The 20,848-nt window shown below is 72.5% G+C and carries 22 protein-coding genes; 15 read left to right on the top strand and 7 right to left on the bottom strand.

Features of this window, described 5'->3' with window-relative positions; translation table 11 throughout:
- Positions 1 to 89: 89 nt before the first annotated feature.
- The 3 genes from fabG (at position 90) to ACF053_RS16415 (ending at position 2,086) form a co-directional block, all read left to right on the top strand.
- On the top strand, positions 90 to 809 hold the full coding sequence (gene fabG, locus ACF053_RS16425) for a 3-oxoacyl-[acyl-carrier-protein] reductase (protein ID WP_058943549.1): 720 nt from the start codon (positions 90 to 92) through the stop codon (positions 807 to 809).
- Positions 810 to 814: 5 nt separating this feature from the next.
- Positions 815 to 1,582, top strand: a complete 768-nt coding sequence (gene fabI / locus ACF053_RS16420; protein ID WP_391954538.1) for an enoyl-ACP reductase FabI — start codon at positions 815 to 817, stop codon at positions 1,580 to 1,582.
- 147 nt (positions 1,583 to 1,729) lie between these two features.
- The gene (locus ACF053_RS16415; protein WP_391954537.1) at positions 1,730 to 2,086 is read left to right on the top strand and encodes a hypothetical protein; all 357 of its coding nucleotides are present in this window, start codon (positions 1,730 to 1,732) and stop codon (positions 2,084 to 2,086) included.
- Here ACF053_RS16415 and ACF053_RS16410 read toward each other — a convergent pair.
- A complete protein-coding gene (locus ACF053_RS16410) occupies positions 2,046 to 2,735 on the bottom strand; it encodes a FadR/GntR family transcriptional regulator (RefSeq protein ID WP_058943546.1) in 690 nt (229 codons plus the stop codon). The two genes, ACF053_RS16415 and ACF053_RS16410, sit on opposite strands and share 41 nt — an antisense overlap.
- Positions 2,736 to 2,828: 93 nt before the next feature.
- On the opposite strand from ACF053_RS16410, the gene ACF053_RS16405 reads away from it, so the two are divergent.
- The 4 genes from ACF053_RS16405 (at position 2,829) to ACF053_RS16390 (ending at position 5,378) form a co-directional block, all read left to right on the top strand.
- Positions 2,829 to 4,151, top strand: a complete 1,323-nt coding sequence (locus ACF053_RS16405) for a CynX/NimT family MFS transporter (protein WP_391954536.1) — start codon at positions 2,829 to 2,831, stop codon at positions 4,149 to 4,151.
- Positions 4,152 to 4,168: 17 nt separating this feature from the next.
- Entirely contained in the window at positions 4,169 to 4,285 is a 117-nt protein-coding gene (locus ACF053_RS16400) for an SGM_5486 family transporter-associated protein (RefSeq protein WP_257375343.1), read from the top strand.
- A gap of 196 nt (positions 4,286 to 4,481) precedes the next feature.
- Positions 4,482 to 4,682 carry a hypothetical protein gene (locus ACF053_RS16395; protein ID WP_391954535.1) on the top strand — a complete coding sequence of 67 codons (201 nt, stop codon included), beginning with the start codon at positions 4,482 to 4,484 and terminating at the stop codon, positions 4,680 to 4,682.
- A gap of 177 nt (positions 4,683 to 4,859) precedes the next feature.
- The gene (locus ACF053_RS16390; protein ID WP_391954534.1) at positions 4,860 to 5,378 is read left to right on the top strand and encodes a SixA phosphatase family protein; all 519 of its coding nucleotides are present in this window, start codon (positions 4,860 to 4,862) and stop codon (positions 5,376 to 5,378) included.
- Positions 5,379 to 5,577: 199 nt separating this feature from the next.
- On the opposite strand, the gene serB is transcribed toward ACF053_RS16390, so the two are convergent.
- On the bottom strand, positions 5,578 to 6,783 hold the full coding sequence (gene serB, locus ACF053_RS16385; protein WP_391954533.1) for a phosphoserine phosphatase SerB: 1,206 nt from the start codon (positions 6,781 to 6,783) through the stop codon (positions 5,578 to 5,580).
- Between the two features lie 486 nt (positions 6,784 to 7,269).
- Between serB and ACF053_RS16380 the strand changes: the two genes are divergently transcribed.
- Complete coding sequence (locus tag ACF053_RS16380) at positions 7,270 to 9,879, top strand: ABC transporter ATP-binding protein/permease (protein WP_391954532.1); 2,610 nt, start codon at positions 7,270 to 7,272, stop codon at positions 9,877 to 9,879.
- Between the two features lie 73 nt (positions 9,880 to 9,952).
- Here ACF053_RS16380 and ACF053_RS16375 read toward each other — a convergent pair whose 3' ends face one another.
- Positions 9,953 to 10,723, bottom strand: a complete 771-nt coding sequence (locus ACF053_RS16375) for a transglycosylase SLT domain-containing protein (protein ID WP_391954531.1) — start codon at positions 10,721 to 10,723, stop codon at positions 9,953 to 9,955.
- A 503-nt stretch (positions 10,724 to 11,226) separates the two neighbouring features.
- Here ACF053_RS16375 and ACF053_RS16370 point away from each other — a divergent pair.
- Complete coding sequence (locus ACF053_RS16370) at positions 11,227 to 12,372, top strand: GAF domain-containing sensor histidine kinase (RefSeq protein WP_391954530.1); 1,146 nt, start codon at positions 11,227 to 11,229, stop codon at positions 12,370 to 12,372.
- Positions 12,365 to 13,069, top strand: coding sequence for a response regulator (locus ACF053_RS16365; RefSeq protein ID WP_391954529.1), 705 nt, complete (start codon positions 12,365 to 12,367; stop codon positions 13,067 to 13,069). The genes ACF053_RS16370 and ACF053_RS16365 overlap by 8 nt, the downstream gene beginning before the upstream one ends.
- A 267-nt stretch (positions 13,070 to 13,336) precedes the next feature.
- On the opposite strand, the gene ACF053_RS16360 is transcribed toward ACF053_RS16365, so the two are convergent.
- Entirely contained in the window at positions 13,337 to 14,125 is a 789-nt protein-coding gene (locus tag ACF053_RS16360) for a hypothetical protein (RefSeq protein WP_391954528.1), read from the bottom strand.
- A gap of 133 nt (positions 14,126 to 14,258) precedes the next feature.
- Between ACF053_RS16360 and ACF053_RS16355 the strand changes: the two genes are divergently transcribed.
- From ACF053_RS16355 to ACF053_RS16340, 4 genes are all read left to right on the top strand, one after another.
- Positions 14,259 to 15,050, top strand: coding sequence for an ABC transporter ATP-binding protein (locus ACF053_RS16355; RefSeq protein ID WP_391954527.1), 792 nt, complete (start codon positions 14,259 to 14,261; stop codon positions 15,048 to 15,050).
- Positions 15,051 to 15,214: 164 nt separating this feature from the next.
- On the top strand, positions 15,215 to 15,643 hold the full coding sequence (locus tag ACF053_RS16350; RefSeq protein WP_391954526.1) for an NfeD family protein: 429 nt from the start codon (positions 15,215 to 15,217) through the stop codon (positions 15,641 to 15,643).
- 99 nt (positions 15,644 to 15,742) lie between these two features.
- A complete protein-coding gene (locus ACF053_RS16345; protein ID WP_391954525.1) occupies positions 15,743 to 16,675 on the top strand; it encodes an SPFH domain-containing protein in 933 nt (310 codons plus the stop codon).
- A gap of 175 nt (positions 16,676 to 16,850) precedes the next feature.
- The gene (locus ACF053_RS16340) at positions 16,851 to 17,624 is read left to right on the top strand and encodes a sulfite exporter TauE/SafE family protein (RefSeq protein ID WP_391954524.1); all 774 of its coding nucleotides are present in this window, start codon (positions 16,851 to 16,853) and stop codon (positions 17,622 to 17,624) included.
- A gap of 63 nt (positions 17,625 to 17,687) precedes the next feature.
- Here ACF053_RS16340 and ACF053_RS16335 read toward each other — a convergent pair whose 3' ends face one another.
- The 3 genes from ACF053_RS16335 to ACF053_RS16325 all read right to left on the bottom strand — a co-directional run bounded on the left by ACF053_RS16335 (position 17,688) and on the right by ACF053_RS16325 (position 19,742).
- On the bottom strand, positions 17,688 to 18,206 hold the full coding sequence (locus tag ACF053_RS16335; RefSeq protein ID WP_391954523.1) for an HNH endonuclease: 519 nt from the start codon (positions 18,204 to 18,206) through the stop codon (positions 17,688 to 17,690).
- Between the two features lie 153 nt (positions 18,207 to 18,359).
- Positions 18,360 to 18,899, bottom strand: coding sequence for a YbhB/YbcL family Raf kinase inhibitor-like protein (locus ACF053_RS16330; RefSeq protein ID WP_391954825.1), 540 nt, complete (start codon positions 18,897 to 18,899; stop codon positions 18,360 to 18,362).
- A gap of 60 nt (positions 18,900 to 18,959) precedes the next feature.
- Entirely contained in the window at positions 18,960 to 19,742 is a 783-nt protein-coding gene (locus tag ACF053_RS16325; RefSeq protein ID WP_391954824.1) for a sporulation protein, read from the bottom strand.
- Between the two features lie 90 nt (positions 19,743 to 19,832).
- Here ACF053_RS16325 and ACF053_RS16320 point away from each other — a divergent pair, with 90 nt between their 5' ends.
- Positions 19,833 to 20,474 (top strand): DNA-3-methyladenine glycosylase, encoded by a 642-nt coding sequence (locus tag ACF053_RS16320; protein ID WP_391954522.1) that lies wholly within the window; start codon positions 19,833 to 19,835, stop codon positions 20,472 to 20,474.
- Positions 20,475 to 20,848 lie beyond the last annotated feature (374 nt).

The following is a 20,848-nucleotide window of genomic DNA, read 5'->3' as shown; positions in this document are numbered from 1 at the left end:
GCGAGGCGCTGTGGGGGGCGGATTCGGTCGATGCGGCGTCGTGGCGATAGTTTCGACGGGTACCAGACCGCTATCGAAAGGGTGATCCGATGAGCCGCTCGGTTCTCGTCACCGGAGGCAACCGGGGCATCGGCCTCGCCATCGCCCGCGCTTTCGCCGACGCCGGCGACAAGGTCGCGTTCACCTACCGGTCCGGCGAGCCGCCCGCCGAGCTCGTGGAGCTGGGCTGCCTGGGGGTGCGTTGCGACATCACCGACTCCGAGCAGGTGGAGACCGCCTACAAGGAGATCGAGGAGAAGCACGGTCCGGTGGAGGTGCTCGTCGCCAACGCCGGCGTCACCCGCGACCAGCTTCTGATGCGCATGTCGGAGGACGACTTCACCGCGGTCCTCGACACCAACCTCACGGGCACCTTCCGCGTCGTGAAGCGGGCCAACCGCGGCATGCTGCGCGCCAAGAAGGGCCGGGTCGTGCTCATCTCGTCCGTCGTCGGCCTGCTCGGCTCGGCGGGCCAGGCCAACTACGCCGCCTCCAAGGCCGGCCTGGTCGGCTTCGCCCGGTCGCTCGCCCGGGAACTCGGCTCCCGCAACATCACCTTCAACGTCGTCGCGCCCGGTTTCGTCGACACCGACATGACCAAGGTCCTCACCGACGAGCAGCGGGCGGGCATCGTCGGCCAGGTGCCGCTGGGCCGCTACGCGCAGCCGGAGGAGATCGCGGCGGCGGTCCGCTTCCTGGCGTCCGACGACGCCTCGTACATCACTGGAGCCGTCATCCCCGTTGACGGCGGATTGGGCATGGGTCACTGAGTCACATGAGCGGAATTCTCGACGGCAAGCGCGTCCTCATCACCGGTGTGCTGATGGAGTCCTCCATCGCGTTCCACACCGCGAAGGTGGCCCAGGAGCAGGGCGCCGAGGTCATCCTGACCGCGTTCCCGCGGCCCACCCTGACCGAGCGCATCGCCAAGAAGCTCCCGAAGCCGGTCAAGGTCATCGAGCTCGACGTCACGAACGACGAGCACCTGGCCCGGCTCGAGGGCGTCGTGCGCGAGGAGCTCGGCGGCCTCGACGGCGTCGTCCACTCCATCGGCTTCGCCCCGCAGGACGCCCTCGGCGGCAACTTCCTCCACACGCCGTTCGAGTCGGTCTCCACGGCGATGCACGTCTCGGCCTTCTCGCTGAAGTCCCTGACGATGGCCTGCCTCCCGCTGATGGAGGACGGCGGCTCGGTGGTCGGCCTCACCTTCGACGCGCAGTTCGCCTGGCCGCAGTACGACTGGATGGGCCCGGCCAAGGCCGCCCTGGAGGCCACCAGCCGCTACCTGGCCCGTGACCTCGGCGAGCGGAACGTCCGCTGCAACCTCATCTCGGCCGGCCCGCTGGGATCGATGGCCGCCAAGTCGATCCCGGGCTTCGGCGACCTCGCGAAGGTGTGGGACGAGCGTTCCCCGCTGGCGTGGGACATGAGCGACCCGGAGCCGGCCGGCCGCGGTGTCGTCGCCCTGCTGTCGGACTTCTTCCCGAAGACCACCGGCGAGATCGTGCACGTCGACGGCGGCGTCCACATCATGGGTGCCTGACGCTCCGTACACCCCCCGCCTGAGCAGGCGTCTTCTCGATGAGGCCGCGTGACCGTCACCCGATCGGCGCGCGGCCCCGTCGTACCTGCGGCAGACTGGTCGAGCCGGGCGGCCCCGCCGCCCGGCGTACGGGGAGGAGGTGTGGCTGTGCTGACGAGACACCACCGGACGGCGGCCCTGGCCGCCGCCTCGATCCTGGTCACCGCCCTGCTGGCGGGCTCCGCCGCCGCGGCGGACGGCGACCCCGAAGAGCCGGACGGCGCGACGTGCCGCACGGCGGTCGAGGGCTCCCGCGTCACCGCGTACTGCCACAACCCCCATCCCCGCACCGACCACGTCCGGCTGCACGTCGAGTGCGTCCGCTGGTGGGACCTGGACGCCGACAGCGCCTCCGTCGCGGTGCCGCCCACCGCCTACGTCGAGGTGACCGAGCGATGCTGGAAGGAGGTCCGGTCCGCGTGGATCAGTCGCGCGACCGTTCCGGACCGGGGCCCCGGCACGTGAACGGGTAGCCGGCGGCCTCCGCCCCGGCCGTCTCCGCGTCACCCGCGCGGATCGCCTCCACCAGCCGCGCGTGGTCCATGTGGTGCTCGGGGCGCAGCTCCCCGCCCACGTCGTCGCGGAGCCAGGCCCGCAGCAGGTGCCCGAGGTCGGCGTAGAGCTCGCCCAGCACCTCGTTGTGCGAGGCCGCGACCACCGCGAGGTGGAAGGTCGCGTCCGCCGCCACGAACCGCTCGGCGTCCCCCGACTCCCAAGCCTCCTCCCGCCGCGCGAGCAGCGCGTCCAGCTGCTGGAGGTCGCGCTCCGTGCGGCGCACGGCGGCCAGCCGGGCGGCCGACGACTCCAGCGTGGAGCGCACCTCGGCGACGTGCCGCGGATCGGCGTCCGCGAACCTCCGGTGCATCACCCCGGCCAGTTCGCTGGTCGCGACGACGTACGTGCCCGAGCCCTGGCGGATGTCCAGCAGACCGTTGTGCGCCAGGGCCCGCACCGCCTCGCGGACGGTGTTGCGGGCCACGCCCAGCTGCTCCACGAGCTCCGGCTCGGTGGGGATGCGCGAGCCGACCGGCCACTCGCCCGACGTGATCTGGTTGCGCAGCTGCGCGATCACCTGGTCGGAGAGGGCGGACCGCCGGGGCGAGCTGAGCGCCATGGTGTGTTCCTCGTCTTGTGCGGGGCGTTCGGGACGGTGCCAATGCGGTTGAGGATTGGACAACCAATCATCCCATGATTCTATGATGGTCGTATGCCCGACGAGCCGTACCCCCCGACCCGCAGCGCCGTGCCCACCGCGATCCGCCCGGAGGCCGCCCCGCCGGCGCCCCCCGCCCCCGCCCCCACCGGCGGGGCCTGGCTCGCCCGGCTGCTGGTCGTCGGACTCGTCCTGGCCGCCCTCAACCTCCGCCCGGCCATCACCAGCCTGGGCGCCCTCCTGGAGGAGGTCCGCACGGGCCTCCACATGAGCGGCAGCGTCGCCGGCGTGCTCACCTCCGTACCGCCCCTCTGCTTCGCCGTCTTCGGCCTGGCCGCCCCGCGCCTCGCCCGCCGCTTCGGCGGCGCGGCCGTCGTCTGCGCCGGAATGGTCGCCATCGCCGCCGGCATGCTCGTCCGGCCCTTCGCGGGCGGCACCGCCGGCTTCCTCGCGGCGAGCGCCCTCGCCCTCGTCGGCATCGCCCTGAGCAACGTCCTGATGCCGGTCATCGTCAAGCGGTACTTCCCCGACCGCGTCGGCACGATGACGGGGCTGTACTCCATGGCCCTCGCCCTCGGCACCTCCCTCGCGGCCGCCGTCACCGTGCCGCTCACCCAGGCCCTCGGCGGCAGCTGGCGCACCGGCCTCGGCGTCTGGGCGATCCTCGCCGTCCTCGCCGTACTGCCCTGGACGGCCATCGCCCGCGACCGCCGCGCCGCCGCCCGTACCGCCGCGAAGGCCGCTGCGGCGCCCGCGACGGCGGACGCACCCACCGGGGACGCCCCGGACGCCACCGGGCCCCGTGTCGCCCGCAGCCGCACGGCGTGGGCCCTCGCCTGCTTCTTCGGCCTCCAGGCCACCGGCGCGTACATCACCATGGGCTGGCTGCCGCAGATCTTCCGCGACGCCGGAGTCCCCGCCGGCACGGCCGGCGTCCTGCTCGCCGTGACCATGGTCATGGGCGTCCCGCTGGCCTTCGTCATCCCCCGCGTGGCCGGCCGGATGCGCCACCAGGGCCCGATCGTCGTCGTCCTCGGCCTCTCCGGCCTCGCCGGGTACGCAGGACTGCTCACCGCCCCCGTCGCCGGCGCGTGGCTCTGGGCGGTCCTCCTCGGCGTCTCGAACTGCGCCTTCCCGCTCGCCCTCACCATGATCGGCATGCGCGCGCGCACCGGCACCGGCGTCGTCCGGCTCTCCGCCTTCGCCCAGTGCGTCGGCTACCTCATCTCCGTCCCCGGCCCGATCCTGGTCGGCGCGCTGTACCAGCACAGCGGCGGCTGGACCGCGCCGCTGGCCCTGATGGCGGCCCTGATCGTGCCGCAGATGGCCGCGGGGATCCTCGCCGGGCGGGACCGGACGATCGAGGACGAGGCATGAGGTGCGAGACTGGCACCATGCCTGTGCTCGATCCGAACCCCCAGAACGGCCAGAAGAAGCTCCTCGCCGTCTTCGGCGCGATGCTCGCCATCGGTGTGGTCATCGGCGTGATCGCGTCGATCGCCTCACCCTGACGGACGGAGGGTGGGGCACGCCCCACCCTCCCCCCGGGGTCCGCCCCCCCCGTCCCCTAGGGGCAGCCGTCAGGGTCCGGTGGGTGGATCACCTGATGGGCTCCCCGCCGCGCGGTCCGTAGCGTGGTGCGCACCGCACCACGCATCACGCACCACCACGTCCCTCACGGACCCCGCGACGACGACGGAGGCGGCCATGTCGGCCCGTACGCCCACCCGCACCCCCGGCACCGGCGGCGCCGACGCGCGGCTGCCCTGGTGGGCCGTCGCCCTGCCCGTCGCCGCCTTCACCGCGCTGCTGCTCCTCGTCACCGGCCCGGGGCAGGCCCACGCGTCCGGCGGCGAGCCCGCGGTCGGCCGGATCCTCGAACGGATCCAGCACACCCTGAGCCGCTGAGCCGCTGAGCCGCTGAGCCGCTGAGCCGTCGGGCCGTCGATCGGCCGAGGCGTCCACCGGCGGCGCCGGGCGGCCCGCCCGGTGTGTCACCCGTGCAGTCGGGCCGTCTCACCCGTGCAGGTCGGAGCCGGTCAACACCCAGCGCCCGGCGGGCCGTTTCGTGCGAAGCTGGGGGACATGAGCGTCGATACATCCCGCAGGATCGTGTTGCTCCGGCACGCCAAGGCCGAGTGGGCCCAGGAGTCCGACCACGAGCGTCCGCTCGCCGACCGCGGCCGCAAGGACGCCCCCGTGGCCGGGCGCTGGCTCGCGGGGGCCGGGCTCGTCCCCGACCTGACCCTCTGCTCGACCGCCGTGCGCACCCGCGAGACGTGGAAGCTGGTCGTCCACGAGCTGCCCCGGCGGCCCAGGACCGTCTACGACGAGCGGATCTACGAGGCGTCCCTCGGGGAGCTCATCGCGCTGCTCAACGAGACCGACGACGACGTGCGCGACCTCCTGCTCGTCGGCCACAACCCCGGCGTCCACGCCCTCGCCGACGCGCTCGCGGGCGAGGCGGAGGGCGATCTCCTCGCCCGGATGAACCGCAGCGGCTTCCCCACCTCGGCGGTGGCCGTCCTCACCTTCGACGGCTCGTGGAAGAGCGTCGAGCACGGCGTCGGCAGGCTGGCCGCCTTCTGGGCCCCCCACGCCTGACCCCCCACGCCTGACGCCCCACGCCTGGCGCCCCACGCGCACGAGGACGGCGGCGGCCCCGACACCCCCGCGGGTGTCCGGGCCGCCGCCGTCCTCGTGCGGGGCCGCCGCCCGAAGCCCCGTCGCCGTGCCGTCCCCGTCCGGCGGGGGCCGCCGGACGGGGACGCCACGGGGGCGGAGGGAGGGCCGCCGGAGAGGCTCAGTCCACGTGGGCGTCGGCCGCCTCGACCTCTTCCCGGGTGACGCCCAGCAGGTACAGGACGGTGTCCAGGAACGGTACGTTCACCGCCGTGTCGGCCGCCTCGCGCACCACGGGCTTGGCGTTGAAGGCCACTCCCAGACCGGCCGCGTTCAGCATGTCCAGGTCGTTCGCCCCGTCACCGACCGCCACGGTCTGGGCCAGGGGGACGCCCGCCTCCGCGGCGAACCGGCGCAGCAGCCGCGCCTTGCCCGCCCGGTCCACGATCTCCCCGGTGACCCGGCCGGTCAACCGGCCGTCGACGATCTCCAGCGTGTTGGCGGAGGCGAAGTCGAGCCCGAGCCGCACCTTCAGGTCGTCCGTGACCTGCGTGAACCCACCCGACACCACACCCACCTGGTAGCCGAGCCGCTTCAGCGTGCGGATCAGGGTCCGCGCCCCCGGCGTCAGCCGCACCTCGGCCCGCACCTTGTCGACGACCGACTCGTCCAGCCCCTCCAGCAGCGCCACGCGCGCGTGCAGCGACTGCTCGAAGTCCAGCTCACCGCGCATCGCCGCGGCGGTGATCTCCGCGACCTGGTCCTCGCACCCCGCGTGGGCGGCGAACAGCTCGATGACCTCGTCCTGGATGAGCGTGGAGTCGACGTCCATGACCACCAGCCGCTGCGCCCGCCGGTGCAGGCCCGCCGACACCACGGCCACGTCCACGCCGAGCGAGTGCGCCTCGGTGGCGAGCACCGTCCGCAGCGGCTCCGTCTGCACGCCCGACACGGCGAACTCCACCGCGGTCACCGGGTACTTGGCCAGCCGGAACACCCGGTCGATGTTGCCGCCGGTACGGGTGATGGCGGCCGCTATGGCCGCCGTGTTCTCGGCGGTCAGCGGGTTGCCGAGCACGGTCACGTGGGAGCGGCCGTGGCCGCGCGGCCGGTTGTCCCCGGTCCCGGAGATGATCTCCGCCTGGAGCTTCAGCGACTCCGCCCAGCTGTGCACGGTGGCCCGCAGCTCGCCCTCCGTGCTCACGGTCGGCTCGGTGACGAGGGCGCACAGGACGATGCGGCCACGGGTGACGACCTGCTCGATGTCGACGACGTCGACGGCGAACGCGGCGAGGGTGTCGAACAGCCCGGCGGTGATCCCGGGGCGGTCCTTCCCGAAGATCTTGACGAGAAGGGTGGGGACGTCAGGGGTCTGTGATGCGCTCATGGTCCTTCCACCGTATCGGCCCCGCCCCGCCCGAGCCGCCCCCGTCCCGCCCTGCGGACATCCCGTGCGCGCCCCCGGGCACCGCCGCCCCGGTCCTCGGCCGCCCCGCCCTCCCCGGGCCTGCGCCTCACGGGCCCCCGCCGGCCGGCCGGGGGAGTCCAGGATCACACCGGCCCCTCCCGATGGCTGGAACCGGCCCTTCCGGGCCCCGCGTGCGGTCCTTCCCCGTCAGGAGCCCCTCCTGTGCGGCGGCTTGTCCCGTTGTCGGGTCATCAGGGGCGTGTAGGCGGGTGTGTGGCCATCCAGGAGGGTTTCTCCGCTCATGACCGGACGCGCCGGCGTGGCCGTCACGGCCCCGTGCACGGTCTTCACACTGCCCGACTTTCGGATCGGGGACCGGGCCTGAAATAGTTCCCCCTCGATGTTCGCCCTCCCTAGACTCCCAGCGACGGGGGTACCTCGGGGGAAAACTACGTGGGGCATGGAGTGCCGGAACTCGTACTGGAACTGAACGGAAGGACCTGGACCCTCGATCCGTCCAGGTCGTACACCCTCGGGCGGGACCCGCAGGGTGACGTGGTGATCGACGACGCCAGGGTCTCGTGGCGGCACGCCACGGTGAGCTGGGGTGGCCGCAGTTGGGTCATCGAGGACCACGGCTCCACGAACGGCACCTACGTGCAGGGGCAGCGGATCCACCAGATGGAAATCGGTCCGGGTGCCACCGTGCACCTGGGCAACGCCACCGACGGCCCCCGGCTCGATTTCGCCGGTGCGGCCGCGTCCGCCGCGGCGGCGCCCGACGGCGCGTACAACGCCCAGGCGCCGCAGGCCCCGCAGCAGGCGTGGCCGGGTCAGCAGGCCCCGCAGCAGCACCAGCAGCCGCCGGTAGCGCAGCACCAGCAGCCGCCGGTAGCGCAGCACCAGCACCAGCAGCCGCAGCAGGGCGGCTGGCAGCAGCAGCCCCAGCAGCAGATCCCGCACCAGCAGGGACCCGCCGTCCACAAGGCGCCCGCCCACCAGGCTCCCGTCGCCCACCAGGCGCCGGCGCCCGCCCACCAGGGGCCCGCGACCCCCGGGCACGGGGACCGCAGCCCCACCACGTTCCACCAGCTGGCCCTCGGCCGGGTCATGCGCATCGGCCGTGCGCTCGAGAACGAACTAGTCGTCTCCGACCTCCAGGTCTCGCGCCACCACGCCGAGTTCACCGCGCACCCCGACGGCCGCTTCGAGCTGCGCGACCTCGGCTCGCACAACGGCACGTACGTCAACGGTCAGCCGATGACCAAGTCGGGCACCGTCCTCATCGGCCCGAACGACATCGTGGGTGTCGGTCACTCGACGTTCCGGATCGTCGGCGACCGCCTCGAGGAGTTCGTCGACACCGGCGAGGTCTCCTTCTCGGCCCGCCACCTCACGGTCACCGTCGACGGCGGCAAGCAGATCCTGAAGGACGTCTCGTTCGGCGTCCCGGAGAAGTCGCTGATCGGCGTCATCGGCCCGTCGGGCTCCGGCAAGTCGACGCTCCTCAAGGCGCTGACCGGCTACCGCCCCGCCGACCAGGGCGACGTCCTGTACGACAACCGCAGCCTCTACAAGCAGTTCGCCGAGCTGCGCCAGCGCATCGGCCTGGTCCCGCAGGACGACATCCTCCACAAGGAGCTGACCGTCCAGAAGGCCCTGCGCTACGCCGCGAAGCTCCGCTTCCCCGGCGACACGGCGACGGCCGAGCGCGAGGCCCGCATCGACGAGGTGCTGCGCGAGCTCAAGCTCGACATCCACAAGGAGAAGAAGGTCACCTCCCTCTCCGGTGGCCAGCGCAAGCGCGTCTCCGTCGCCCTGGAGCTGCTGACCAAGCCGTCCCTGATCTTCCTGGACGAGCCGACCTCCGGCCTCGACCCGGGCATGGACCGCGACGTCATGCAGCTGCTGCGCGGCCTGGCCGACGACGGCCGCACGGTCCTCGTCGTCACCCACTCGGTCGCCGAGCTCGGCCTGTGCGACAAGCTGCTGGTGATGGCGCCCGGCGGCTCGGTGGCCTACTTCGGGCCCCCCGAGGAGGCGCTGAACTTCTTCGGGTACGAGACGTGGGCGGACGTCTTCTCCGCGTTCGAGAACTACCGCGACTACGACTGGGCCGGCCGCTGGAAGGGCTCCCAGCACTACCAGCTGTACGCGGCGGACATCGACGCCGTCGCCGCGCAGCCGGTCCAGATGCCGGTGCAGTCCGCGGCCAGACCGCCCAAGCCGCAGAGCTGGGGCGCCCAGCTGTGGACCCTGATCCGCCGGTACGTCTCGGTGATCGCCTCCGACAAGGGCTTCCTGGGCCTGATGGTGATCCTCCCGGCGGTGCTCGGCGCGGTCTCCGTCGTCATCCCCGCCGACTTCGGCCTCGCCCCGCCCACCCCGCCGTCCCGGTTCAACGGCGACGCGGGCACGATCATGCTGATCCTCGCGGTCGGCATGTGCTTCTCGGGCGCCGCGAACTCCGTCCGAGAACTGATCAAGGAACGGGTCATCTACGAACGGGAACGCGCCACCGGCCTGTCCCGCTCGGCGTACCTGATGTCCAAGGTCATCGTCCTGGGCCTCATCACGGCCTTCCAGGGCGTGATCATCTGTGCGATCGGCTTCATCCCGCGCGAGCTTCCCGCCGAGGGCCTGATCATGCCGCCGGCCGTCGAGCTCTGCGTCGTCGTGATCGCGCTCGGCCTGACCTCGATGATGGTCGGCCTGGTCATCTCGTCGCTCGTGAAGACCGCCGAGAAGACCATGCCGCTGCTGGTCATGTTCGCGATCGTCCAGGTCGTCTTCACCGGCATCCTGTTCCAGGTGTACGGCTCGCCCGGCCTGGAGCAGTTCGCCTGGCTCATGCCGTCCCGCTGGGCCATCGCCGGCGCCGGTGCGACGCTCGACCTGGCGCACCTGATGCCGCCGTGGGACCACAAGGACCCGACCAACCTCGACCCGCTGTGGGACCACACCGCCGGCCAGTGGGGCATGAACCTCGCGGTCCTGCTCGCCATGGCCGTGGCCCTCGGCTTCGTGGTGGCGCGGCTGCTGCGGCGCCACGAGCCCGAGGTCATGCGCAAGTGACCGGCGCCCCGCGCGCGTGAAGGGCGGCACCCCGCACGGGGTGCCGCCCTTTCGTTCCGCTGTCCGGCGCGGCTCAGTAGGCGCTGTTGACGTTGTCCATCGAGCCGTAGCGGTCGGCCGCGTAGTTGCAGGCGGCGACGATGTTGGCGACCGGGTCCCACTGGCTCTTCTTGGTGCCGGGGACGTGGTACGCGTCGAACGTCGGCTTGATGACCTGGAGCAGACCGATCGAGGGGACGCCGTTCTTGGCGTTGATGTCCCAGTTGTTGATCGCGCTCGGGTTGCCGCTGGACTCACGGATGATGTTGCGGTGGATGCCCTCGTAGGTACCCGGGATGTCGTGCTTCTTCATGATGTGGAGCGCCTCGCGGATCCAGCCGTCGAGGTTGTCGGCGAACACCGGCGTACGGGCGGCGGCGCGGCTCGCGGCGGCCTTCACGGCGGCGCGCCTCTCCGCCTCGGCCTGGGCCTTCGCCTTGGCCTTCGCGGCGGCGACCGCCTTGGCCTTCGCCTGGGCCTCGGCCTTCGCCTGGGCCTCGGCCTTCGCCTTGGCCGCGGCGGCCGCCTTCGCCTTGGCGGCGGCCTCGGCCTTCGCGTCGGCGGCGGCCTTCAGCTCGAACGCCGTCTTCTGACCGGCGATGCCGGCCTGCAGCTCCGCGGTCCGGTAGCCGCTCCAGGCGGCGACCGGAGCGGCGGCCACCTCCTTGACCTCGGCCTCGGCCGTGGCGTTGCCCGGCACGAGGGTGAGGGAGACGGCTGCGGCGCCGATGACGGCTACGCCGGCGAGGGAGAGCTTCTGGTTCTTCTTGAGACGGCTGAGACCAGGGGTGCTGGACGGGGACATACAGTCGTACCTCTTCGAATCGCGGAAGTCGCACGCCGGGCGGCGTTGCGCCTGGCTCGGCGGGCGACGGCTGCAATTCTTAGCGGCCGCAAAATCGCTAGGCAAAGGTGTGACGTACGACCCCGGATAGTGGATCAGCGGCTGGGGCGTGACGCGTGACCGCACCCCACGCACACTCCCGACCAGCACTGATCCGATCCTTATCCGGGCTACTAGGCACAGTCGTACGTGACCTGGGTCCTATGCGCGGGCTCACATCGGGCCTGGGGCGACCTCACCGCCAGTTGCGCGGGCAATGCACTGGGTGAGGGCGCCGGCGGCCCTGGCGAGCAGCCCTGCGGCAGCGCTGGGGAACGGGCCCGAGCAGCGCCCGCGGCGGACTTCCGGACGGCCTCCGACACGGGACTCCGGCCACCCCGGTACAAGGACCTAGGCCCGTGGCCCTACGCGCCGCCGTCCACAGGCGGATACGGAGGGTCATCCCCCGTGGGTAACGTGAACGCATGACCGATCGACCACGCTCCGGCCTCGCCGCGGTGAGCACGGCGCTCCTGGAGATGAGCAGGCAGCTGGAGGTCCGTGACGTCCTCAAGACGATCGTGGCCTCCGCCCGCGACCTGCTCGACGCGGAGTACGCCGCACTGGGCGTCCCCGACGACCACGGCGGCTTCGCCCAGTTCGTGGTGGACGGCGTCAGCGACGACCAGTGGAAGGCCATCGGCCCGCTGCCCCGCCAGCACGGCATCCTCGCCGCGATGCTCCACGACGAGGAGCCGCAGCGCCTCGCCGACGTCCGCGAGGACCCCCGGTTCGAGGGCTGGCCCTCCGCCCACCCGGAGATGTCCGACTTCCTCGGCCTGCCCGTGCGCGACGGGGACGAGACGATCGCCGCCCTCTTCCTCGCCAACAAGCGCTGCCCCGCCCCGGGCGGCGGCTGCGGCTTCACCGCGCAGGACGAGGAGCTCCTCGGCATCCTCGCCCAGCACGCCGCCATAGCCCTGACCAACGCCCGGCTCTACGAGCGCAGCCGCGAGCTCACCATCGCCGAGGAACGCTCCCGCCTCGCCCACGAGCTGCACGACGCGGTCAGCCAGAAGCTCTTCTCCCTCCGCCTCACCGCCCAGGCCGCCGCCCGCCTCGTCGACCGCGACCCGGCCCGCGCCAAGGGAGAGCTCCAGCAGGTCGCCGCCCTCGCCGCCGAGGCCGCCGACGAGCTGCGGGCCGCCGTCGTCGAGCTGCGCCCGGCCGGCCTCGACGAGGACGGTCTCGTCCACACCCTGCGCACGCACGTGCAGGTCCTCGACCGGGCCCACACCGCCCGCGTCACCTTCGACGGCGGGGGACTGCGCGCCCTGCCCGCCGCCCAGGAGGAGGCACTCCTGCGCGTCGCCCAGGAGGCCCTGCACAACGCCCTGCGCCACTCCGGGGCCGGGCAGGTCGCCGTCCGGCTCACCCGGCACGGGCAGGGCGCCCGCCTCACCGTCGGCGACGACGGCAACGGATTCGACCCGCGCGTCGTCCGCCGCGCCGGACGCCACCTCGGGCTGGTCTCCATGCGGGACCGGGCCGGCGGCGTCGGCGGCACACTCACCGTGCGCTCGGCACCCGGCGAGGGCACCACGATCGAGATGGAGGTCCCCGGTGGCTGACCAGGACGCCGGCGGCACGGACCGCCCCACGGAGGGGGCGGACGCGGCACGCGGACGCGCGATCCGCGTCCTCCTCGTCGACGACCACCAGGTCGTCCGGCGCGGACTGCGCACCTTCCTGGAGGTGCAGGACGACATCGAGGTCGTCGGCGAGGCCGCCGACGGCGCCGAGGGCGTCGCCCGCACCGAGGAGCTGCGCCCGGACGTCGTCCTCATGGACGTGAAGATGCCCGGTACGGACGGCATCGAGGCCCTGCGCCGGCTGCGCGGGCTCGGCAACCCGGCCAGGGTCCTGATCGTCACCAGCTTCACCGAGCAGCGCACGGTCGTCCCCGCCCTGCGCGCCGGCGCGGCCGGGTACGTCTACAAGGACGTGGACCCGGACGCCCTCGCCGGCGCCATCCGCTCGGTGCACGCGGGACACGTCCTGCTCCAGCCCGAGGTGGCCGGCGCACTGCTCAGTCAGGAGGAGGCGAACGGCGCCTCCGGCGGAGGCCGCAGCGGCAGCCTCACCGAGCGGGAGCGGGAGGTCCTCGGTCTGATCGCCGACGGCCGCTCCAACCGGGAGATCGCCCGCGCGCTCGTCCTCTCCGAGAAGACGGTCAAGACGCACGTGTCGAACATCCTCATGAAGCTGGACCTCGCGGACCGCACCCAGGCCGCCCTCTGGGCCGTGCGCCACGGCCTCACGGACTGACCCCGACGCCGGTACGGCGCCCCGGCCCGCGGGCCCGCCCCGTGCGCCGGTACCGGCACGGGGCGGCGCACCCGGCCACCGGCCGGACCCATCCGCCGCACCGGGGCGGCCCGTGGCAGACCGGCCGAGGAGGGCCCGCCACCGCGAGACGCCCCCCCGACGCTGCCGGAGCCGCCCCCGCGTACCGTCAGGGCCGCCCGCCGACGGTCAGGACCACCCACCCGGCGTCAGGGCCGCCCGCCGACGGTCGGGACCACCCGCCCGGCGTCAGGGCCGCCCGCGCTCCCTCTCCTCCACGTACGCGTTGAACGCGGCCACCTGCGCCCGCCGGGCCACCCGCTCCACCGGCCGCAGGGCCTCCGTCCGCGCCGCCATCTCCGACGCGCTCACCGCACCGCCCGGCCCGTGCCCGTACGCCAGCGACACCAGCAGCGCCACGCGCCGCGCCAGCTCCAGCACCCGCACGGCCCGCGGCGGGTACCCCGGCGCCAGCAGCTCCGCCCCCGCGTGCGCCCGCGCCCGGTACGCGTCCAGCGCGGCCTCCGCCACCGGCCCCGACGCCGCCACGTTCAGCCGCGTCAGCACCACGGTCGCCTCCCGCAGCGCCTCCACCAGCTCCCGCTCTGCCTCGCCCAGCGACGGCACGTCCGCCGGCGGCGCCTCGCGCACCGGCAGGCAGTGCCACACCACCTCCACGTGCACGTCCCCTGGAGGACCCGCCTCCGTCACCTCCGGCACGAGCCCGTAACCGGCGCCGTACCCGACGACCGCCTCCTCGGCGTCGAGCGCCCGCGCGTTGAACTCCGGCGGGCCGCTCAGCCCGAGCGGATGCCCCGGCGCGGGCAGCGCCACCCGCCATCCGGTCACCCCCAGCGACCGCAGCCGACCCAGTGCCAGCGTCAGCCCGACCGGCGCCGACTCACCCGGCAGCCCCTCCACACGGTGCGGCGCGTCGTCGCCGACGATCGCGCCCACCGCCTCGTCCGGCGACACCGAACCGGCCAGCAGGGCGTTACCCCATGCGGCCAACCGTCCTGAACGTGGTTCCCACAGCATGCCCCCCACCCTAGGTACTGGGGCCTCCACCAGTGGCGTAGGTTTTCCCTGGGAACCCGTGCCCGCCGCACCGGCGGCGGACCGCGCGGGCGACGACGACGAAGACTCGACCGCAAGGGGAGACAACGCGCTCATGAGCGATGTACTGGAGCTGGTGGACGTATCCGTGGTCCGCGACGGACGGGCTCTGGTGGACGAGGTCTCCTGGTCGGTCAAGGAGGGCGAGCGCTGGGCCATCCTCGGACCGAACGGCGCGGGCAAGACCACCCTCCTTAACGTCGCCTCCACCTACCTCTTCCCCACCCGTGGCACCGCCCACATCCTCGGCGAGCAGCTCGGCAGGGTCGACGTCTTCGACCTCCGCCCCCGCGTCAGCATGGCCGGCATCGCCATGGCCGACAAGCTCCCCAAGAGCCAGACCGTCCTCGAGACCGTCCTCACCGCCGCGTACGGCATGACCGCCACCTGGCAGGAGGACTACGAGACCGTCGACGAGGACCGCGCCCGCGCCTTCCTCGACCGCCTCGGCATGTCCGACTTCCTCGACCGGAAGTTCGGCACGCTCTCCGAGGGCGAGCGCAAGCGCACCCTCATCGCCCGCGCGCTCATGACCGACCCCGAGCTCCTCCTCCTCGACGAGCCCGCCGCCGGCCTCGACCTCGGCGGCCGCGAGGACCTCGTCCGCCGCCTCGGCCGCCTCGCCCGCGACCCGCTCGCCCCCTCCATGATCATGGTGACGCACCACGTCGAGGAGATCCCGCCCGGCTTCACCCACGTCCTGATGATCCGCCAGGGCAAGGTGCTCGCCGCGGGACCCGTCGAGACCGAGCTCACCTCCCGCAACCTCTCCCACTGCTTCGGCCTCCCGCTCGTCGTCGAGCACCGCGGCGACCGCTACACCGCCCAGGGCCTGCCGCTCTCCTGACGCCCGCCCGGAGGCGTCCCAGCCGCGGCGCGGCGGCCCGACGCCCGTCCCCCGGGGCCCCGTTCGCCCCGCCCCGCCCCAACGGCCGGTCCCGGCAGGGCTCTTCGCGCGCCGGGTCCTTCGCGCCCTGTCCCCGAGCGCCCGCGCGGGCCTACCATGACCACGTGGACATCGACGCATGGGTGTGGTGGCTGATCGCGGCGGTGGGGCTCGGCATCCCGCTCGTCCTCACCGCGATGCCGGAGTTCGGCATGTTCTCCGTCGGTGCGGTGGCGGGCGCCGTCACCGCGGGGCTCGGCTTCGGCGTGGTGGCCCAGGTGGTCGTCTTCGTCGCCGTCTCCGTCGCCCTGGTCGCCGTGGTGCGGCCCATCGCGGCCCGACACCGCGACGACCGGCCGCAACACGCCTCCGGTGTCGACGCCTTGAAAGGCCGTCAAGCCACCGTGCTCGAACGGGTCGACGGCGCCGGCGGCCGCGTGAAGCTCGCCGGCGAGGTCTGGTCCGCCCGCTCCTACGCGCCCGACCAGGTCTTCGATGTCGGGGAGCAGGTCGACGTGGTCGACATCGACGGGGCCACGGCCCTCGTCATGTGAGACGAGCCGCTCAACCACCGGAACGCCCGGCGCGACGGCCCGCAGTCTGGGAAGATCGATCACCGACATCCATTGGCAGCCGAGGGCACGGGGAGCACGATGCCATCCGTCATCATCGTTCTGATCATCCTGGTGGTGCTCGTCTTCATCGCCCTGATCAAGACGATCCAGGTCATCCCACAGGCCAGCGCCGCCATCGTCGAACGCTTCGGGCGCTACACCCGCACCCTCAACGCGGGCCTCAACATCGTCGTCCCGTTCATCGACACCATCCGCAACCGGATCGACCTCCGCGAACAGGTCGTCCCCTTCCCGCCCCAGCCGGTCATCACCCAGGACAACCTCGTCGTCAACATCGACACGGTGATCTACTACCAGGTGACCGACGCCCGTGCCGCGACCTACGAGGTCGCCAGCTACATCCAGGCGATCGAGCAGCTCACGGTCACCACGCTGCGCAACATCATCGGCGGCATGGACCTGGAGCGGACCCTCACCTCCCGCGAGGAGATCAACGCCGCCCTCCGCGGCGTCCTGGACGAGGCGACCGGCAAGTGGGGCATCCGCGTCAACCGCGTCGAGCTCAAGGCCATCGAACCGCCCACCTCCATCCAGGACTCGATGGAGAAGCAGATGCGAGCCGACCGCGACAAGCGCGCCGCGATCCTCACCGCCGAGGGCATCCGCCAGTCGCAGATCCTGACCGCCGAGGGCGAGAAGCAGTCCGCGATCCTCCGTGCCGAGGGCGAGGCGAAGGCCGCCGCCCTGCGCGCCGAGGGCGAGGCCCAGGCCGTCCGGACGGTCTTCGAGGCCATCCACGCCGGCGATCCCGACCAGAAGCTGCTCTCCTACCAGTACCTCCAGATGCTCCCGAAGATCGCCGAGGGCGACGCCAACAAGCTCTGGATCGTGCCCAGCGAGATCGGTGACGCCCTCAAGGGCCTCTCCGGCGCCTTCGGCAACCTCGGCAACGGCACCCCCGGCTTCAACACCGGCAAGGACACCCGCCGGGACGACCGCCCGACCGACTGACACCGGCCGACCCCGACCGACGGGACACCGGCCGACCCGGACCGCCGACCGCCGACCCGGGCCACGTCCCGGACGGCGACCGGCCGACCCACCCCGACCGGCACCCCCTGTCGACTCACGCCCCCGCCCTCGTGCATGATCGGTTCATCCACCACCGATCCCGCACGGGGGCACAGTGACGATCTGGGAAATGCTCGCCGTCTTCGCGGCGGGGATCGGCGCCGGCACCATCAACACCATCGTCGGCTCGGGGACGCTCATCACCTTCCCCGTCCTGCTGGCCACCGGGCTCCCCCCGGTGACCGCCACCGTCTCCAACGCCCTCGGCCTCATCCCGGGTTCCATCAGCGGAGCCATCGGCTACCGGGCCGAACTCGCCGGCCAGCGCCCCCGCGTCCTGCGCCTGGCCGCCGCCGCCGCCATCGGCGGCCTGTGCGGCGCCGTCCTCCTGACGGTCCTGCCCCCCACCGCGTTCGAGACGATCGTCCCCGTCCTCGTCGCCCTGGCCCTCGTGCTCGTCGTCCTGCAGCCCCGCATCACCCGGGCCGTACAGCGCCGCCGCGACCGCGACGGCCGCACCGCCACCCCCGGCGACCGCGGCGGTCCCCTCCTCTTCGCCGGACTGCTCCTCGCCAGCGTCTACGGCGGTTACTTCACCGCCGCCCAGGGGATCGTCTACCTCTCCCTCATGGGCATCCTGCTCGACGACACCCTCCAGCGCCTCAACGCCGCGAAGAACGTCCTCGCGGCCGTCGTCAACTCCGTCGCCGCGCTCTTCTTCGTCTTCGCCGCCCACTTCGACTGGACCGCCGTCGCCCTCATCGCCGTCGGTTCCACCATCGGCGGCCAGCTCGGCGCGCGCATAGGCCGCAGACTCCCCCCGCAGGTGCTGCGCGTCCTGATCGTCGTCATCGGCAGCGCGGCCATCCTCCAACTCCTCACCCGATGAGGGGATGACGAACGGCCCGCCCCCGGTACCCACCGGGGACGGGCCGCCGCCCACCACCACGCGTCAGGCCGCAGCCGGCGCCCACCGTTCGGCCAGCCACTCCGGCAGCTCCGAGCGCTCACCCGCCCGCAGCGCCAGCAGCATCGCGTCCGCCGGAGTCGGCACGAACGGCTGGAACAGCAGCGGCATCCCGGCCTCCTCCGGCGTCCGGTCCGCCTTGCGGTGGTTGTCCGCCGCGCACGACGCGACCGTGTTCAGCCAGCTGTCCGCACCCCCCTGCGACCGCGGCACCACGTGGTCCACGGTGGACGCGCGCCGCCCGCAGTACGCGCACCTGTGCTGGTCCCGCGCCAGCACCCCCCGCCGCGACCACGGCGCGTGTCTTCGGAACGGAACCCGGACGTACCGGCACAACCTGATCACCCGCGGGACCGGGAGCTCCACCGCCGCCGCCCGCACCCTCAGCCCGGGATGGGCGTGCTCGACGACGGCCTTGCCCTGCAGCACGAGTACGACGGCCCGGTGCAGCGACACCGTCGACAGCGGCTCGAAGCTCGCGTTGAGAACCAGTGTGTCCCGCATGTCCGCCCACCTCCGTGTGCCGGCCGTCCCCCTGACGCGCCTGGACCAACTGTGGCGGGGCCGCACCGGACGGGACAACGCAATATCCGGAAGCAGAAAATGCCCGCCCCCGGCCTCGTACGGGCCAGGAGCGGGCGAACGGCAAGCGAACGTTCAGCCCTCCGCGGGTGTCTCGTACTCCCCGATCAGCTGCGCGCGCGCCAGCGTGTGGAACCGCAGGTTGAACCCGACCACCGCGGGCGAGACCCCGTCGTCCGGCCCCAGCTTCTCCGTGTCGACGGCGTACACGGTGAACACGTACCGGTGCGGACCGTCACCGGGCGGCGGGGCCGCCCCGCCGAAGTCCTTCGACCCGTAGTCGTTGCGGACGTGCACCGCGCCTTCGGGCAGGCCGGCGAAATCACGGCTCCCCGCACCGGCGGGCAGCTCCGTCACCGACGCCGGGATGTCGAACAGCACCCAGTGCCAGAAGCCGCTGCCGGTCGGCGCGTCCGGGTCGAAGCACGTCACGGCGAAGCTCTTCGTCTCCGCCGGGAAGCCCTCCCACCGCAGGTGCGGCGAGGTGTTCCCCTTCGCGTGCACCTGCCCGTCCGCCAGTACGCCCCCCGGCGCCACGTCGTCGCTCACCACGGTGAAGGACGGCACCGGCGGGTGGAAGTCGTGCGGGAGCGGCGCCGTCTTCGCCTCGGTCACGTTCGCTTGGGTCACGTCAGAACCTCCGATTCGCATGCGTCCTCGGTCGCGGAACCGAGCTTAGAGCCAGTTGCGGCGCCCACCGACGTCGGCGAGCCACTGGTTCAGGTACGCGGCCCAGTCGGTGGACCGGAAGTCGTCGAGCCCGACCACGAAGGACCGGAACGAGTCGCTGCCCTCGCTGAACAGCCCCGCCTTCTTGTCCATCTCCAGGACGACGTCCATCTCGCGCCCGTCGGCGACGAACGTCAGCTCGACCTGGTTCAGCCCCCGGTACTGCTGCGGCGGCAGGAACTCGATCTCCTGGTAGAAGGGCAGCCGCTGCCGCGTCCCCCGGATGTGCCCGCGCTCCATGTCGGCGCTCTTGAACCGGAAGCCGAGCTGCACGAAGGCGTCGAGGATCGCCTGCTGGGCCGGCAACGGGTGGACGTTGACGGGGTCCAGGTCCGTGGAGTCGACCGCCCGCGCGATGGCCAGTTCGGTGGTCACGCCGATGTGCATCCCGTGCAGCTGCTGCCCGGAGATGCACGTCACCGGCGTCTCCCAGGGGATCTCCAGGCCGAACGGCACGACGTGCACGGCCCCGGCCTGCACGGTGAACGCCCCGCCGAGCTGCACCTTCGTGAACTCGATGTCCTGCTTCACCTCCTGCTCGCCGCCCTCGACCTCGACCCGCGCCTGCAGCCCGAGGGACAGGCCCTGGATGTCCTGCGGCACCGAACCGCCCTCGATCCGCACCTCGCCCTGGACGACGCCGCCGGGCACGGTGTTCGCCTCGGTCAGCACCGTCTCGACGTTCGCGCCACCAGCGCCCAGACTCGCGAGCATCTTCTTGAAGCCCATGTCCCACTCCTTGTCGGTCTCCGTCACGTACGCGTCACGCGCGGACGACGGTAGCCGGTTCCGCACGCCACCCCGGTACGCTCGTACAACATGATCGAAAGCCCCGACCGTACGCCGCTGCCCCGGGACTTCTTCGACCGCCCCGTACTGGAGGTGGCCCGCGACCTGCTGGGCCGGACCCTGGTGCGCCGGACGGACGACGGCCCCATCGAACTCCGCCTCACGGAAGTCGAGGCGTACGCCGGGGAGATCGACCCGGGATCCCACGCCTACCGGGGCCGCACGAAGAGGAACGCCGTGATGTTCGGGCCGCCGGGTCACGCGTACGTGTACTTCACCTACGGCATGTGGCACTGCCTGAACCTCGTCTGCTGCCCCGAGGGAACCGCGAGCGGAGTCCTGCTCCGCGCCGGTGAGATCGGCACCGGCCGGGAGCTCGCCCGCAGCCACCGCCCCTCGGCCCGGCACGACCGGGAGCTGGCCAAGGGCCCGGCCCGCCTCGCCACCGCCCTGGACGTGGACCGCACCCTGGACGGCACGGACGCCTGCGGGGGCCCGGACTCACCCCTGTCGGTACTGGCCGGCAGTCCGGTCGCCGCCGATCAGGTGTGCAGCGGGCCGCGCACCGGCGTCGGCGGGGAGGGGGCCGCCCACCCGTGGCGCTTCTGGATCGACGGCGACCCGACGGTCAGCCCCTACCGCGCGCACGCACCGCGCAAGCGGAGGACTTGACGCGAGGCAGGGGCCCGACTAATGTCGATGAAGCCGTAAGAGCCGGGCACGCTGTGTCAGCACCCCGGGCGCGGCCAACCCACTACTGAACGATCATCTCCCCGACGGGGTCCCTTTTGCTTTGCCGAAAAGGATTCCGAAGAGACTCGATTATGAGCATCGCGGAAGATCGGTTAACGTAGCGGAAGCCGAAAGGCAAAGGCCCCCAACGGCCACCGGAAATGAAATCCGAACCGGAAACGGAACGGAAAACGGATCTGGTAGGGTTGGAATCGCCGGAAAGGGAAACGCGAAAGCGGAGAACGGCCCGGCAGCCCGCTCCAGCGGGTGGCAGGAACGAGAAATCGGATCTGCTAGACTGGAAACACGAAAGA

This window comes from Streptomyces kanasensis (genome assembly GCF_043077165.1).
Taxonomy (GTDB): domain Bacteria; phylum Actinomycetota; class Actinomycetes; order Streptomycetales; family Streptomycetaceae; genus Streptomyces; species Streptomyces changanensis.
Note: the sequence above shows the minus strand (reverse complement) of the source record. Positions and strands in the feature narration are given on the sequence as shown.